This window comes from Clostridium sp. CM039 (assembly GCF_055081075.1).
This window is the reverse complement of record NZ_CM143649.1, coordinates 605,746-620,991: the sequence shown is the minus strand read 5'-3', so window position 1 is coordinate 620,991 and position 15,246 is coordinate 605,746. Positions and strand designations below refer to the sequence as shown.

The following is a 15,246-nucleotide window of genomic DNA, read 5'->3' as shown; positions in this document are numbered from 1 at the left end:
GTTAAACAAAGTAAACATTTTGATTAAATAAGATTTTATCCTTGTTTATCTTAAAATCCCTAATTTCCTTTTTAATAATATTTCTTTCCCAAAGTTTATTAAGCAACTCTTCCATTTCTATATCAAAATCCTTAAACAAATCCTCCGTCATAATTTCCTCAGCACTTAAAAACTTATCTTTTTCTCTCATATAGTTTAAAAGCAGGCTACAATTACTCTTAATACTTGAGTTTATGCTTTGTTCTAAAAATGTCATAGTTTCTTGAATTGTCTCCACTGTATTTGATTTTTCAAAAAACAATTTATCAACGCAAAGTTTAAAGTCTTCATTTAAATTAAGCGCCATAGTCATTACATCCTTACTAATCATATATCCCGACGAGTTGACAAATAATCTTGAATACTTCTCTATACATCTTATCGCAGTACTATAGGCCGTATATACACCATCACTTGATAAATATTTTTTACATACGCCAATATCTTTTAAGAGTTTTCCTAGGAAACACATTCCCCATCGCTCTCTATCTACATCCGGGAAAAATCTACCACCGTCGTACCTTACTGTTATATCCATATCTTTTGAGAATATAAGTCTTGAGGATGAGAAAATTCTATGTATATATCCGCCCTTTAGATTATCAGAATAAAGTTGTATGAATTTTTCCTTACCCATGAGTTTAATATGAATAGGAACACCCTTCTCTTGTGCATATATGTCCCTAATCTCACTGAATTTCTCCCTGACAATTACGAAAATATCAATATCTGATTCTTCCCACAAATCGCCTGTTACCATACTTCCAAAAACCATTACTGATAAAACAGATTCGTCGATTTTTATTCTATCTACTACACTATTAAAAGCTTTCTGATATTGCAAAATAGTTTTCATCATTTCCTTGCCTCCCCCAAGTTTTTATGTGCCTTATAATTTTAAAATATGTTTAGGTGTCTTAAAAATCAAATTCCTAAATGAATATTTTATTAACTTTAATTCTCTCATAAAAATCACAATTACTGCACTGATATATATGAACACAAAACTGATCTTTGTCATCAATCTCCATATTAGCAGTATAATCATCATAAAATTCTTGTATTATTCCTTTATCGTTCATTATAGCACTACATTTTTCACAATTACAAATATTCCTTTCTAAATTATTGCAAACAGGACATATTTTTTTCATGATATTACCTCCAAATTCATTATCATATCTATTTTTACCAGTTTTTATTATAATAATCTTAATAAAAAAAAGAAAAGCATATAATTTTCTAATAAAAAAATAAAGAGAATCAAGTTTAATATTAATAACCCTGTTCTCCTTATCATTATGAAGATTATTTACAATCATGCTTTGATAATTTCAGCATGTTATCAACTTTACATCTTAACACTTTAATTAAATCTTCAGAAATTTCATTAACGTCTTCAGCTAAACCTAGAGCATTTTTTATTTCTGAACTGCGTCCAAAATTTGTATTCGACATATTACTTGCAGCGGTTGAAAAATTAATAGATGCAAGGCCTAATGTATATAGAGTGTCTATTAACGGTCTTATGTCATTTTCAAAATACGCACTTGCTTTAAAATCTAGTTGCAATCTATCTAATTCGAATCTTAAAACATTTATATTTACAACCTTATCTGCTAATGATTTAACGTCAAAATTATTGGATATGTCACATATGTCACAGGTATCAAATTGACCATCATTGGGTACCTTATCTTGTTCATTAATATCATTTATAATTTTTTTAATTAGTTTATTGACGTTATACTGATTTATTTTTTTGTTTTTTCTCTTTTCATTATCTGGATTTGATTTTTCTTCTCCCATATCTACTCCTAAGTTCTTTGATAAATGCTTCGGACCTAATATTAAATTATATAAGATGCCCATTGACTTTATTACACTTATGAAGATTTTTTTATAAAAAAGAAATTTCAACTACACTAAAATATATTTTTCACACTTATTATAAACTTCGTCGTCCCCTTGTACTGACATAAGCGTTCCTTCTTCAATATACTCTTCTGTATCAACCTTTGATCCTCTATGCAAATATGCCACTATTGCCTGATCAGTATATGGAATAAGCACCTTAAATTTTTTAAGAGTATATGGAAGGTCTTTACAAGTTTCTTTTAGAAGTTCCTCCAAATTTGTACCATCTTTAGCCGATATTTCAATTGATTTCAAATTCTTATATTTTTCTTTGATTTTCAAAATATTTTCTTGTGAGGCTTTGTCAATTTTATTCAACACCAATATTGTTGGCTTATCAATTGCGTTTAATTCTCTTAGAACCCCATCTACAGCCTCTATTTGTAGTACTGCGTTTTCAGATGATGCATCTACCACGTGCAGCAACAAATCTGAATATACAACTTCTTCAAGGGTTGATTTAAAGGCCTCTACTAAATCATGGGGAAGTTTCCTTATAAAACCTACTGTGTCAGTTACTGCTGCCACTCTATTATCAGGCAATAGTAGTGCTCTTGTTGTTACATCTAGAGTTGCAAAAAGCATATCTGCTTCAAACACTTTTTCTTTTTGCACAATACTTTTTAATGCTGCTACATCGCATAATGCATTTCTAAGTGTTGATTTTCCAGAATTAGTGTATCCAACTAAAGATACTTTTGAAATGCTATCGCGACTTCTCTTTTCTCTTTGCACATTTCTAGTATTTCTTATTTTTTCAAGTTCTTTATTTAATTCATAGATACCTTCTCTTATTCGCCTTTTATCTATTTCTAATTTTTTCTCTCCAGGTCCTCTTGTTCCAATTCCCGCACCTGTTCTTGATAGTATAGTTCCAAGTCCTGTTAAACGTGGTAATCTATATTTTAATTGTGCAAGTTCAACTTGAATTTTTGCTTCCCTAGTTCTTGCTCTTCGTGCAAATATTTCTAGTATTAGTGTAGTTCTGTCTATAACTTTACATCCAAGTACTTCCTCCAAATTTCTAACTTGAGAGCCTGATAATTCATCATCAAAGATTACTATATTCGCTCTTATTGCTTGCCTAAGACCAGCTACCTCTTCTGCTTTACCTCTACCTATATATAAAGCCGAATCTATTTTATGTCTATTCTGAAGTACTGTATCTATAGTTTCTACATTACATGCTTTTGCAAGTTCTGCAAGTTCTACTAAATCATCTTCACTTTCTATTCCTACTAAAATAGCTCGTTCTGAATCATCCTCAACAATTTCACTTGTTTTCATTAATTTTTCAATATATCTAATTTTGTCTAAAATATCATATTCCATTACTTCATTTATAGTTATTGGTCCTATTTCTTCTTCTATTAAAATGCTCTTTTCTATTCCACAAAAACCTATGTTATACTTTAAATTCTCTTTTTCTCCTATACCAATAGCTACTATACAATCTAACTTTAATTTTGTTAAAGCTGACATATCCAGCGCAGATAATCTTGAATTACCATTTGGGTGAGTGTGTACTACTTTAACCCCCGATAATCGACCTTCTCTTATATCGATTATAGGCAATTCCACTGTACTACTATCACCAATTGCCATACTAATTATTTTACCTTTTCTATCAATTGCAGCGCTAATTTCTCTATCCAAATCTTTTGTTACCTCGACTAGTATGTCTACCAATTCTTCAGACAAAATGCAATCTTTGGAAACCGTTATATCGCAAGCATTTTCCAATTTATTTAAAATTGAATTTTTAACTCCACCAATATTTCCATATATCAACGTAAATCACTCCATTCTAATAATATTTAACAAGTATCCTTATACTTATACTTGACAACTTTCATATAATTTTATACCATTAAAGCATTAATGTAAATATATATAGAGGGTGGGATTAACATTGGATAATAAAAAAAGAAATATTCTTATAACTAAAGACCAAATTGATGAAAGAATAGAGCAACTTGGTGCTGAGATTTCGAAAGATTATTGCGAAAAAAAATTATATATTCTTTCATTATTAAGAGGTAGCTTTATATATACCGCAGACCTTGTGCGTCAAATTACTGTGCCTACAAAAATAGGATTTATGACAACTTCAAGCTATGGTGATGGTGAAGAGTCTTGTGGATCAATTAATGTTATAAATGATATTCCTGACAATATTGAAGGTTTTGATGTATTAATAGTAGATGATATTGTTGATACTGGAATAACTATGGATTTCGTTGTGGCTCACGTTAAGTCTTTAGGTGCCACCAGCGTTAAATCTTGCGTTCTTTTAGATAAACCACTTAGAAGAAAAATTGAGATAACACCTGATTATTGTTGTTTTGAAATTCCAGATCTTTTTGTAGTTGGGTATGGATTGAATTACGGAGATTACTATAGGAATATACCATACGTATTTAATTGGGAAGACTAATAACCTTCTATATCAGAGAAGTCCATATTAATGACATTTCAGAGGGAAAGTCGTTAATATTGCAGCTCCGCAGGAGATTATTTAATAACTCACTTTTTCAATACTTCTTAAATACATATTGTTAGTTTATAAAAATAAAGTACGTTATTATTAATAGCGTACTTTATTTTTTATATTTTTGTTAATCACTACCACTATTGCCCAGTTTAAAATCTGTACCATTTAAATCTAATTGAACTGCAGTATTAGGTGTTTTTCCCACTATAATAGTTTCAGCAATTGGTACTTCATTAGCTACTTCGATATCATTACTTTTTAAAGGCGCAATTACTTTAACGGTAGTTTTTACTTTAACATAAATTTTATGCCTTGTTTGATTTATACCTGCACTTTCAAACTCAGAAGAATATTTAGTTTCTACATGGCCTATCGGCTGCATTTTTATGGTTACTTTAGGGCCATAATAAGATAAAATACTATTTCTTGTTATATAACCTATTGGGATTTTCATACCAACCTCCCCCAATTTCATAAGTTCCTTTTGGGATTCTAAAGCAACATCACATGCTATTTTATTCATTTTTAGAGTATCCGCTTTTAGCATTACAATATTCCCCTGTGAATCTTTATCCACTCTTATAACCTGGTCGTAGTTAAATTGCTTGGAATATTCACTAATAATTGATCTATTTACAATCTCTGTAGCCTTTGCTCTCATTTCCGCATCCGCTACCGCCATTACCGTTGGCATTACGGTTTTATCAAAAATGTATATGAATATTGTAAAATTTATCATAATTATGGCTATAATTATTAATATCCTAACTTTAATTTTATTTTTGATATTTATTACCTCCATCTAAGGTTATATGCTATTATATGTAACTTTTTTACGGTAAAGAATTTAAATATCCAACTCAAACTCAATATTCTATATTAAGCCACATTCAAATAAATACCATGATTATATGGTATAATATTAAAAGCTAATTATAGTTAAACAAGATGAATTTTTAGAAGGCGGAAAGCTACTTAATAAGTGTTTTCAGCTCCTGAGAAATGCAAGGAGGATACTTAATGGAAAAAGAAGAACCTAATAAAAAAAAGAAAAAAGAAACTGAGAAACATGTTTTTAGAACCCTTGTTTTTACTTTTCTAATTATAGCTTTAGTAAGCAGTGTAGTTATTGGAGGAGCAGTTCTAGCTATGATTAAGACAGCTCCTATCTTAGATATTAATGAATTTTTAAAATTGGATGAGATTACAATGTTATTAGACGATTCTGGAAAGACTATGGATGAATATGTTATTTCACAAAGAAGAATTAATGTACCTATTAATAAAGTTCCGGTCATCCTTCAGGATTCATTTATAAGTATTGAAGATGTTAGATTTCAAACACACCCAGGTGTTGACTTAAAAAGACTTGGTGGTGCTATTTTTAATGATATAAAGATAAAAATAGCTGGTAGCGGTCAAAGTCTCCAGGGCGCTTCAACTATAACTCAACAATTAGTTAAGTATAGAGTGTTTTTAGAAGATTCTATGGAAAACAGAACTTCTATAAAGAGAAAAATTCAAGAAATGTCTTTATCCTTACAAATTGAAAAAGTTTTGACCAAGTCTCAAATTTTAGAGACTTATATGAACACTATTTTTCTAGGAGGAAATGCTCATGGTGTAGAAGCAGCCTCTCATCAATATTTTAACAAATCTGTTGAAGATTTGACCTTAAAACAATGCGCTTTTCTTGCTAGCGCTGCACAAAATCCTAGTGTTTCATATAATTTGGCATCTAAATCAAATAAAAATAAAGAAGCTTTTGATTCAAATAGAACAAAAGCCGTTCTTGATAATATGTACAATAGTGGCAAAATCAGCAAAGAACAATTTGATTCAGCTATGGCTGAAGATTTAAATTTTAGTTTTTCACAAAAAGATGCAAACAAAATGAACTATGAGTACTTCTCAAGACCTGTACTCCTACAGGTTGCTGAGGATTTAATGAAACAAAATAATATTAGTAAAAAGGAAGCATATTCAATGCTTATGTACGATGGTGTAAAAATTTATACAACCATGAATAGAGATATGCAAAATGCATCACAGAAACTAATTGATGATCCTATGAAATCAACGCAAGCAGGCCTCCAGGCAGCCTGTGTTATCACAGATTATCATACAGGTGAAGTTAAAACTATTATAGGTGGACGTGGTGACCAAGTTCCTATGTCTTATAACAGAGGTGCGTCGAATGACTACTTAAAGGCTCCTGGATCAAGCATTAAGCCACTAACCGTATATGGTCCAGCTATCGATTCAAAAACAGCTACAGCTTCTACTATTATTGAAGATTCACCTATACCTGAAGACATTGGCAAGAAATATTCTGCTCCAGGTACACCTCCTTATAATCCTAGAAATTCCCCGCTTGGATATAAGGGATATTTACCTCTTAGAGATTGCTTAAAATATTCTGTTAATGTTGCAGCTGTTAAAATTGAGGATATGATTGGTCTTAAGACTGGCGTTTCTTATGGCGAAAAGTTTGGGTTGCAGTTAGATGACCAAGATAAGAATAGTATATCTGCTATGGCCCTTGGACAATTAGATGGTGGTACTTATAAAGGCACTAATCCTCTCACTATGTCAGCGGCATATGGTGTTTTTGGTAACAATGGGCTACGTACAACTCCCAGATTATACACTAAAGTAGTCGATAGATCTGGTAAAGTATTGCTTGAAACAAAACTTGAAACAAAACCTGTTTTATCTCCTCAAAGTGCATACATTATATATGATTTATTAAAAGGACCTGTAAGTCCTGGTGGTACTGGAACAAATGCTGTTTTTGGCGACATGCCAGTCAGAGGTAAAACTGGTACTTCTTCCGATTCTAAGAATCTGTGGTTTGTTGGTTTAACTCCATATTACTCTACAGCTGTTTGGATTGGAACCGATAAGGGAGATGAACTTAAAAATATTGGAAGTAATGATGCCGCTTCACTATGGGGAAATATTATGAAAAAAGCCCATACGTCTCTTCCAGTGAAAAACTTAGAAATGCCTTCTGGTATATCTCCCTATTCCGTATCAAAAGATTCAGGTGATATACCTACTGATTTAACTTATGCAGACCCAAGAGGCAATAGAGTTTACTCCGAACTATTTATTGATGGAACTCAACCTACATCCCTTGATAACATACATGTTTTGGCTAAGGTTATCAAAGACCCAAGTGGTAAATATGTTCTTGCATCAGAATTTACGCCACCTGGAAAAATTGAAACAAAAGTTTTTATAAAGAGAAATTATACACCTAATGTATTTCTAGAGGACTCTGCTTATGTATTACCAACAGCAGTTGACACCTTTTCAAATAATAGTATATTCCCCCCAGTTGCCACTCCTAAAGCTAGCATTCCTAAAACTAAAGGTAACTATTTTACTAAGCCTTAACACATAAATAAAAAACTACTATCAAATATTTGATAGTAGTTTTTTATTACCCTTTAGTTTTAGGATTGAATAACAACGCCATAATATATCCAAAGAAAATTGCAGCAGTAATACCGCCCGCAGTACCCTTTATACCTCCTGTAAATGCTCCTATAATACCAACTTCATCTACTTCCTTCATTACACTTTTAGCTAAACTATACCCAAACCCAGGAAGAGGTATACTTCCACCTGCTTTTCCATATTTTATCACCACATCATATATATTTAATGCACCTAATATTACACCAGCAGTTACAAATAAAACTAGTATTCTAGCTGGAGTTAATTTAGTAGTGTCCATAAGTATTTGGCCTATTATGCAAATTATCCCTCCAACTATAAAAGACATAATATAATTATTCATTTATTCACCCCCAAACTCTATTGAAACGGCATGAGCAATTCCTGGTATTGTTTCTCCTTGAAGCGGTGAAGTTGAACTTAAAAGTGCACCTGTGGAAACTAGTAGTATTCTTTTAAATTTTCCCTTTAGCATATTTTTTAGTAAGTACCCTGTTGCAACCACTGCAGAACATCCACACCCACTACCACCCGCATTAGTTCCTTGGGTCTGCGCATCGAAAATTTCCTCACCACAGTCAATGTAATGACCCTTCATATCGTACTTATATTCTAGTAATAGTTTTTCTGTAAATTCTCTTCCTATAATGCCCAAATCTCCAGTAGCTATAATATCATAATCCGAAGGCTTTCGACCCGTGTCCATAAAATGTTGTTTAATAGTGTCTACAGCCGCTGGCGCCATTGCAACTCCCATATTATTCACATCAATTATTCCATAATCTTTGACCTTTCCAGTTGTAACATGGGTAACATATGGAAATTTACCTTTTTTTCCCAAAATCATTGCTCCTGCACCTGTAACGGTCCATTGCGCTGTTGGAGCTCTCTGACTTCCCATTTCCAGTGGCAATCTAAATTGCCTTTCAGCTGATGAGAAATGTGATGAAGTAGCTGCTATAACATAATTAGCCAGCCCACCCTCCATTATCATTGAAGCAACGCTTAAAGACTCTGCCATAGTTGAGCAAGCTCCATAAAGTCCTAGGAATGGTATATTCAAATCTCTAGCTGCAAAACATGAAGAAGATAACTGATTTAATAAATCACCTGCTAGTAGATAATTTATATCAACTTCTTTTAGTTTTGCTTTTTTTATGCCCTCTGATACAGCAGTATATAATAAACTAGTTTCAGCTTTTTCAAAGCTTTCAGTTCCATTAAGATCATCTTCTAAAATCCGGTCAAAATACTCTTTTAATGGTCCCTGCCCTTCCTTAGGCCCAACTATATTATATGTACTGATAATTCTAGGTTTACTTTCGATTTCTACTGTTTGAAGACCAATTCTTCTACCCATTTTAAATCACCACCTTAAAAAATAATATAAAATTCCTACAATTACAGATGACCCTATTCCATATACTAAAACGGGCCCTGCAATAGTAAACATTTTAGCTGCAACACCAAAAACAAAACCCTCTTTTTTAAATTCCATTGCTGGTGAAACGATTGAATTTGCAAACCCTGTAATTGGCACAACAGAACCTGCTCCTGCAAAATCACCTAGCTTATCATATACCCCTATGCCAGTAAGCACAGCTCCCAGAAAAACCATAACTATAGATACATATGTGCCTACCTCATCTTTAGGAATACCAATTCCAGAAAAAATGTCACTGATAAATTGTCCTATTACACATATTAAGCCTCCAACCCAAAAAGCATTAAAACAATGCAATCCTAAATTAGGTTTAGGGATGTTATTAGAATTAAGTTTATCAAATTTTTTTCTTATAGTTTTTTCTTCCACTTTCATGAAATGTCCTCCTTGTCGCTTTTAATAGTCACTACTAATCATTTATTATATTGTATTATGCAAATATAATATGCTAATTCTTTATGTTAGTATTTGCATTAATATTATTTTTAGTCAAAAAAAATAAGACGAATTTATAGATAAGGAACTTCAAAATTTAAAATTGAAGTTCCTTATTTATATCTCATCTTATACACTCACTTTTATTAGATCAACTTTTCCCTCATTATTTTCAAAACTTTTTTTTCTATTCTCGATACTTGTACCTGGCTAATCCCCATCATTTTTGCAACTTGAATTTGTGTATTATCTTTAAAATATCTGAGCATAATTATTTGCCTTGATTTTGCATCAAGTTTTCTAAGTGCTTCTTTAAGGGAAATTTTATCTAAAACCTGATTATCTTCTTCGTATTTTTCACTTAATTTATCTATTAATAGTACTGGGGCACCATCATCTTGGTGTATTGTATCAAATAAATACAGCATATTGCTAGCAGACTCTAATGCATATACTATATCCTCTTTTTCAATTTTTGAAAAAACCGACAGTTCATCAATAGTAGGCTCCCTCCCCAATTCTTTGGTTAGAGTATCTTTATCATAATGTAATTGTCTTGCAGTAATCTTAACGCTTCTACTTACTTTTATAATTCCATCATCTCTAAGAAATCTTTTAATCTCTCCCATTATCATAGGTACGGCATATGTAGAAAATTTCACATTATACTTAGTATCAAAATTATTAATTGCCTTTACTAAGCCAATACATCCAATTTGAAATATATCATCATACTCATATCCCCTATTAAGAAATTTTTTACTTATTGATGAAACTAATGGTAAATTCATTTCCACCAACGTATCTAATGCACCCGGTTCTTTATTTCTAGCCAATTGAATAAGTTGCATATTATCTTCATAAGTATAGTTTTCTTTTCTTACTATTTTTTGATCCATAATATTCCACCTAACTTAAAGGATTAAATATTTTTTTCATTATTATACTTGTTCCCCTACCTTTATCAGACTTTACTTCTAAACTGTCCATAAAAGTCTCCATTACAGTAAAACCCATACCTGACCTCTCTAAATCTGGGCGGGAAGTATATAATGGTTGCCTAGCGAGTTCTAAATTGTCAATTCCTTTTCCTACATCTTCTATTATCACTGTTAGTTCAGTTCCATTAATAATAGCTTCTATATTAATCATTTCCTCTTCATTATCATATCCATGAATAATTGCATTAGTAACTGCTTCTGATACTGCTGTTTTAACGTCGGTAATTTCTTCAATTGTAGGATCTAATTGTGAAGCGAATGCTGCTACTGCTACTCTTGCAAAACTTTCATTCTGCGATTTACTTAAAAATTCAATTTTAATTCTATTGTAACACATACTAATCCCCCCACTAAATGTTGTTTACAGCTTGTTCAACGTCATCATATGACATAATAATCTTAAACATTCCTGACAATTCAAATACTCTTTTTACTGAAGATTTAATGTTAGTTACGCATACTTTCCCATTTTTCATATGTAACTTTTTGTATCTTCCAATGACCACACCAATACCGGAGCTGTCCATGAACGTCACATCTTTGAAATCCATAATTAATTTATTGTAGCTATCTCGTTCTAAACGATCATCTATAATGTTCCTTACTTCTTCAGCACTATGATGGTCTAGTTCTCCAAACATGTAAACTATCAATTTGTCCTCGCTATTTTCAAAATTTAAATGCATTTTCTTCCCCCCAAATCATTTTAAATTAAAATATTTTTTCAGTATTGCCTAAATAATGTACCTTTATTCTATATTCTATAACTTACATGATTTTCCTTCTTTTTTTATGTAATATTTTTTCATTTTTTTATGTTATACCCATTTTTATTAGATACTACAGTAAAATATGAAAATAAAAAGAAGCAGGATGACTAAATACAAAGTCACTGCTTCTTTTTACTATATCTTTAGTGTTTATTATATATTTTACTAAAACTTACAGTTGAATCTTTTTTCCCATTCCTCAATAAGTGAAGGTCTAAAGTCTGGATGAGCAATATTTATGAGCGACCTTGCTCTATCTCTTAATGTTTTACCTTTTAGCTCCGCAATACCATATTCAGTAATTACGTATTGTATTTCGTTTCTCAAAGTTGTAACCGCTGCTCCTTCATCAAGCAAAGGCGTAATTCTTGAAATCTTTCCTTTGCTTGCTGTAGAAGGCATTGCAATGATAGATTTACCGTCCTTTGCCATACTTGCACCTCTAATAAAGTCAACCTGTCCACCTGTCCCACTAAACTGAGTTAATCCAATAGTTTCTGCATTTACCTGTCCCATAAAATCTACTTGAATAGCAGAATTTATACAGACCATTTTACTGTTTTTTGCAATTATAGCCGGATCATTTACATAATCTACAGAATACATTTCAACCATTGGATTATTATCAACAAAGTCATAAAGTCTTTTAGTTCCCATGAGGAAAGTTACTACTATTTTCCCTGGATGAAGTGTCTTAGCTTTATTTGTTATAACTCCTGTTTCAACAAGTTCAACTACTCCGTCTGAAATCATTTCCGAATGTATACCTAAGTCCTTTTTATCCTTTAAAAACAAAAGTACTGCATCTGGAATAGCTCCTATTCCAAGTTGAAGTGTGGAACCATCCTCAACTAAAGAAGCACAATACTCTCCAATAGCTTTCTCAATATCTCCAATTTTAGGAGGATTAAGCTCTATTATTTGATGACTTACTTCTACAATATAATCAATATCAGAAATATGTATAAAAGAGTCTCCCATAGTTCTTGGCATTTTATTATTTACTTCTGCAATTACCATTTTTGCACATTCCGTTGCTGTCTTTGTATAATCAACAGATACACCGAAACTACAATAACCGTGTTCATCTGGTGCTGAAACTTGAACAATTGCCACATCTATTGGCAGATAGCCCTTCTTAAATAGCTCAGGTATCTTAGAAAAAAAACAAGGTGTAAAATCTGCTCTTCCATCTCTAATGGCTTCTCTTGTAGGAGCACCTGCAAATAAAGCATTGTGCTTAAAATGTTTTTCCATTCCAGTATTAGTATACTCAGCTTTTCCCATAGGAACCATGTGTGCAATTTCAACATTTTCATAAGCCTTACAATTAGCTACCATTGCAGCTATAATCTCTGTTGGCTCTCCACAAGCATGTCCTGTAACTACCCTATTTCCGGACTTTATTTTCCCTGCCGCTTGCTGCGCCGTAATCACCTTTGATTTATAGATTTCTTCTAAGTTCATACCAATCACTCTCCTAAATTATAAATTTTTGTTTTGACTATATATTAAATATTTTAATATCATAGTTTCAGTTTTTAAGGAAACGTTGTTATAAATAAGGTTATAATATTTCTTAAAATTTGTATTAGCACATTTTTGTTAGTATTTCAATGGATTATTGTGATTTATTTCACAAATATTAGAAAGCGAATTTACAGAAATTTATAAACTCCTGCATAATATATATACTAATATTTATTGTTCTTCCTGCATTTTTTAAACTTGTTCATTTTCACACCAATTCTAATTGGCTTATCTTTCCACTTATTATTCTTTTAGTATACACTAATTCTCTTAACTTGTATACCTAAATAAGGTTCTTTAATTATATCTATAACCATATTTCCCATGTATTTATTAAAATACATCAGTTTGAAACTTCATAACTCTTATTAGCCTTTTTTATTTTGTACAAAACTTAACAAAATAAAAAAGGCACTAAAACATAAAATAAATAGAAGCAGTATAATAAAATGTAAAATCACCTCGCTTCTATTCCTTTTATTCAAAAGTCTTTCTCTTGCTTATGCCTCCAATTCTTCATTTTCAAACAGCATAACATCAAATTTTGGTTTATTTCCTGATTGAATGATTATACAAAGTACAATGCCTGCTGCTAATCCCCAAGCTGCCCCTCTTGTTGCAACTACAGCAGCCATAACACCTGCAATACCTAGATCATTTGCTGTACGCGCCTTCAAAACTCCTACCCTTATAGAAACATACCCCTGTATTAGCATTGTAGATGCTAGTGCAATTCCTAAGATAGGTTTGCATAGGGAAACTATTGGTAAGAGTAAATATCCAGTAAGCGTACCGAATCTGAAGGAACCCGCTCCACCAAATATCGACTCCATAGACTCCTTGCCATGTTTATATCTTTCACAAATAACAACTTGCATTGCTGCCCATAGTGGTCCACACATTGTAAGATCTGGTCCTATTACAGACATTAGCATGTTACGAAGACCAAATATTATGTGAGATCTGTTCGGATTATAATCTATAAGTTCATCTGGTCGCTCCTTCTTACAGTCTCCTATTAACGCTTGAGATTGTATCATATCACCAAATAAAACTATATATGCAGAAATAACCATCGGTAGAGCATTTATAAACATTTTGACTGGAGGAAACCCTATATCTTTAGAAAAAAGGGTCCATTGTGTCCATAAAACTCCAAAAGCTGGTTTTGTTATACCCCATTCTACCTTAGGCCAAGCTGTTTCCCCAACTAAAGGCGCAAATATTATCGCAAGTGCTATAATTGGTAGTATGCCTAAATTAGATATTGCTTTTAAAATTTTATTTTTATTGCTAATACTTTTAAAATGATTTGAAAATAAAAGGTAGAAACCTAACCCTACACAAACAACAATAGAAATTGGAAATTGATCAAAACGAGCACCTTTTACAAATATAATATTTACAGCTGCAATACCAGCTCCAATTATAATGCCGGACTGCATAGCATTAGGAACAATGTGAACTATCTTCTTACCAAGTCCTGTAGCACCTAATAATAATGCTAAAGCTCCTAGACTCATTTCAAATGCAATTAATGCTTGTATTCTTTCAGGTCCTATGGCATAATCACTTACATAAAGAATGAGAAGTGGAATGGCTGGTGTAACCCACCCAGGCACAACTGGATCCCCTAAAAATACATGTGCACAATAAAATATACCATTTAACACAACAACTGCCATTGCTACTTCAAAAGGCATTCCTAAAAATTCCTGGAGCATTGGAATAGCTCCAAGACAAACCGCACACATCAGTAATCCTTGAATATAATCTGCCATTTGAAACTTATAGTGAATTCCAGGTATTCTTATCTTAAAAGGACCTGCAGGTATATATGGTTGTTCTTTCACAAACTCTTTTTTAATAGACATAAATTAACCTCCGATTTTATTTCCTACCACTTGTTCTGCCGTAATGACCTTTGATTTGTAAATATCTTCTAAGTTCATACCTATTACTATCCTAAATTATATTTTTTTTGTTTTGACTATATATTATCTAATTTAATATAGCTTTCACTTAGTAAGAAATCGTTACCAAAACCACTGTCATTTTAATATGTCTGAATGCATTTTTCTTAGTATTTCAATGAATTATTGTGATTATTTTCACAAATATTAGCAAAAAAATTTATAAATCCCTGTATAA

The 15,246-nt window shown here is 31.9% G+C and carries 15 protein-coding genes; 2 read left to right on the top strand and 13 right to left on the bottom strand.

Annotation, left to right across the window (positions count from 1 at the left end; genetic code table 11):
• Position 1: 1 nt before the first annotated feature.
• The 4 genes from ACWJJ2_RS02880 to hflX all read right to left on the bottom strand — a co-directional run bounded on the left by ACWJJ2_RS02880 (position 2) and on the right by hflX (position 3,747).
• Positions 2–898, bottom strand: a complete 897-nt coding sequence (locus tag ACWJJ2_RS02880) for a nucleotidyltransferase domain-containing protein (protein ID WP_216302769.1) — start codon at positions 896–898, stop codon at positions 2–4.
• A 73-nt stretch (positions 899–971) separates the two neighbouring features.
• Positions 972–1,193: a hypothetical protein gene (locus ACWJJ2_RS02875; protein ID WP_165413405.1), complete on the bottom strand. Its 222-nt coding sequence runs from the start codon at positions 1,191–1,193 to the stop codon at positions 972–974.
• 154 nt (positions 1,194–1,347) lie between these two features.
• On the bottom strand, positions 1,348–1,911 hold the full coding sequence (locus ACWJJ2_RS02870; protein ID WP_220285841.1) for a hypothetical protein: 564 nt from the start codon (positions 1,909–1,911) through the stop codon (positions 1,348–1,350).
• Between the two features lie 48 nt (positions 1,912–1,959).
• Positions 1,960–3,747: a GTPase HflX gene (gene hflX, locus ACWJJ2_RS02865; RefSeq protein ID WP_220319531.1), complete on the bottom strand. Its 1,788-nt coding sequence runs from the start codon at positions 3,745–3,747 to the stop codon at positions 1,960–1,962.
• A 121-nt stretch (positions 3,748–3,868) separates the two neighbouring features.
• Here hflX and hpt point away from each other — a divergent pair, with 121 nt between their 5' ends.
• On the top strand, positions 3,869–4,393 hold the full coding sequence (gene hpt, locus ACWJJ2_RS02860; RefSeq protein ID WP_165413402.1) for a hypoxanthine phosphoribosyltransferase: 525 nt from the start codon (positions 3,869–3,871) through the stop codon (positions 4,391–4,393).
• A 181-nt stretch (positions 4,394–4,574) separates the two neighbouring features.
• On the opposite strand, the gene yunB is transcribed toward hpt, so the two are convergent.
• Positions 4,575–5,252, bottom strand: a complete 678-nt coding sequence (yunB, locus tag ACWJJ2_RS02855) for a sporulation protein YunB (RefSeq protein ID WP_165413401.1) — start codon at positions 5,250–5,252, stop codon at positions 4,575–4,577.
• Between the two features lie 218 nt (positions 5,253–5,470).
• Between yunB and ACWJJ2_RS02850 the strand changes: the two genes are divergently transcribed.
• Positions 5,471–7,852 (top strand): transglycosylase domain-containing protein, encoded by a 2,382-nt coding sequence (locus tag ACWJJ2_RS02850; RefSeq protein ID WP_216303693.1) that lies wholly within the window; start codon positions 5,471–5,473, stop codon positions 7,850–7,852.
• Positions 7,853–7,898: 46 nt separating this feature from the next.
• Here ACWJJ2_RS02850 and spoVAE read toward each other — a convergent pair whose 3' ends face one another.
• The 8 genes from spoVAE to ACWJJ2_RS02810 all read right to left on the bottom strand — a co-directional run bounded on the left by spoVAE (position 7,899) and on the right by ACWJJ2_RS02810 (position 14,969).
• On the bottom strand, positions 7,899–8,258 hold the full coding sequence (gene spoVAE, locus ACWJJ2_RS02845; RefSeq protein ID WP_165413399.1) for a stage V sporulation protein AE: 360 nt from the start codon (positions 8,256–8,258) through the stop codon (positions 7,899–7,901).
• Complete coding sequence (spoVAD, locus tag ACWJJ2_RS02840) at positions 8,259–9,275, bottom strand: stage V sporulation protein AD (RefSeq protein WP_216303694.1); 1,017 nt, start codon at positions 9,273–9,275, stop codon at positions 8,259–8,261.
• A 6-nt stretch (positions 9,276–9,281) separates the two neighbouring features.
• Positions 9,282–9,734, bottom strand: coding sequence for a stage V sporulation protein AC (spoVAC, locus tag ACWJJ2_RS02835; RefSeq protein WP_165413397.1), 453 nt, complete (start codon positions 9,732–9,734; stop codon positions 9,282–9,284).
• Positions 9,735–9,940: 206 nt separating this feature from the next.
• Complete coding sequence (gene sigF, locus ACWJJ2_RS02830; protein WP_165413396.1) at positions 9,941–10,693, bottom strand: RNA polymerase sporulation sigma factor SigF; 753 nt, start codon at positions 10,691–10,693, stop codon at positions 9,941–9,943.
• Between the two features lie 10 nt (positions 10,694–10,703).
• Complete coding sequence (spoIIAB, locus tag ACWJJ2_RS02825) at positions 10,704–11,132, bottom strand: anti-sigma F factor (protein ID WP_165413395.1); 429 nt, start codon at positions 11,130–11,132, stop codon at positions 10,704–10,706.
• Between the two features lie 13 nt (positions 11,133–11,145).
• Positions 11,146–11,481: an anti-sigma F factor antagonist gene (gene spoIIAA / locus ACWJJ2_RS02820; protein ID WP_165413394.1), complete on the bottom strand. Its 336-nt coding sequence runs from the start codon at positions 11,479–11,481 to the stop codon at positions 11,146–11,148.
• Positions 11,482–11,730: 249 nt separating this feature from the next.
• Positions 11,731–13,032 (bottom strand): acetyl-CoA hydrolase/transferase family protein, encoded by a 1,302-nt coding sequence (locus tag ACWJJ2_RS02815; protein WP_216303695.1) that lies wholly within the window; start codon positions 13,030–13,032, stop codon positions 11,731–11,733.
• Between the two features lie 563 nt (positions 13,033–13,595).
• The gene (locus tag ACWJJ2_RS02810; protein ID WP_216303696.1) at positions 13,596–14,969 is read right to left on the bottom strand and encodes a hypothetical protein; all 1,374 of its coding nucleotides are present in this window, start codon (positions 14,967–14,969) and stop codon (positions 13,596–13,598) included.
• Positions 14,970–15,246: the final 277 nt, after the last annotated feature.

Coding starts and splice junctions, on each gene's coding strand:
- spoIIAA (WP_165413394.1), bottom strand. CDS start 11,481: ATGCATTTAAATTTTGAAAATAGCGAGGACAAATTGATAGTTTACATG.
- ACWJJ2_RS02880 (WP_216302769.1), bottom strand. CDS start 898: ATGATGAAAACTATTTTGCAATATCAGAAAGCTTTTAATAGTGTAGTA.
- ACWJJ2_RS02815 (WP_216303695.1), bottom strand. CDS start 13,032: ATGAACTTAGAAGAAATCTATAAATCAAAGGTGATTACGGCGCAGCAA.
- ACWJJ2_RS02850 (WP_216303693.1), top strand. CDS start 5,471: ATGGAAAAAGAAGAACCTAATAAAAAAAAGAAAAAAGAAACTGAGAAA.
- ACWJJ2_RS02870 (WP_220285841.1), bottom strand. CDS start 1,911: ATGGGCATCTTATATAATTTAATATTAGGTCCGAAGCATTTATCAAAG.
- yunB (WP_165413401.1), bottom strand. CDS start 5,252: ATGGAGGTAATAAATATCAAAAATAAAATTAAAGTTAGGATATTAATA.
- spoIIAB (WP_165413395.1), bottom strand. CDS start 11,132: ATGTGTTACAATAGAATTAAAATTGAATTTTTAAGTAAATCGCAGAAT.
- spoVAD (WP_216303694.1), bottom strand. CDS start 9,275: ATGGGTAGAAGAATTGGTCTTCAAACAGTAGAAATCGAAAGTAAACCT.
- ACWJJ2_RS02875 (WP_165413405.1), bottom strand. CDS start 1,193: ATGAAAAAAATATGTCCTGTTTGCAATAATTTAGAAAGGAATATTTGT.
- sigF (WP_165413396.1), bottom strand. CDS start 10,693: ATGGATCAAAAAATAGTAAGAAAAGAAAACTATACTTATGAAGATAAT.
- spoVAE (WP_165413399.1), bottom strand. CDS start 8,258: ATGAATAATTATATTATGTCTTTTATAGTTGGAGGGATAATTTGCATA.
- spoVAC (WP_165413397.1), bottom strand. CDS start 9,734: ATGAAAGTGGAAGAAAAAACTATAAGAAAAAAATTTGATAAACTTAAT.
- ACWJJ2_RS02810 (WP_216303696.1), bottom strand. CDS start 14,969: ATGTCTATTAAAAAAGAGTTTGTGAAAGAACAACCATATATACCTGCA.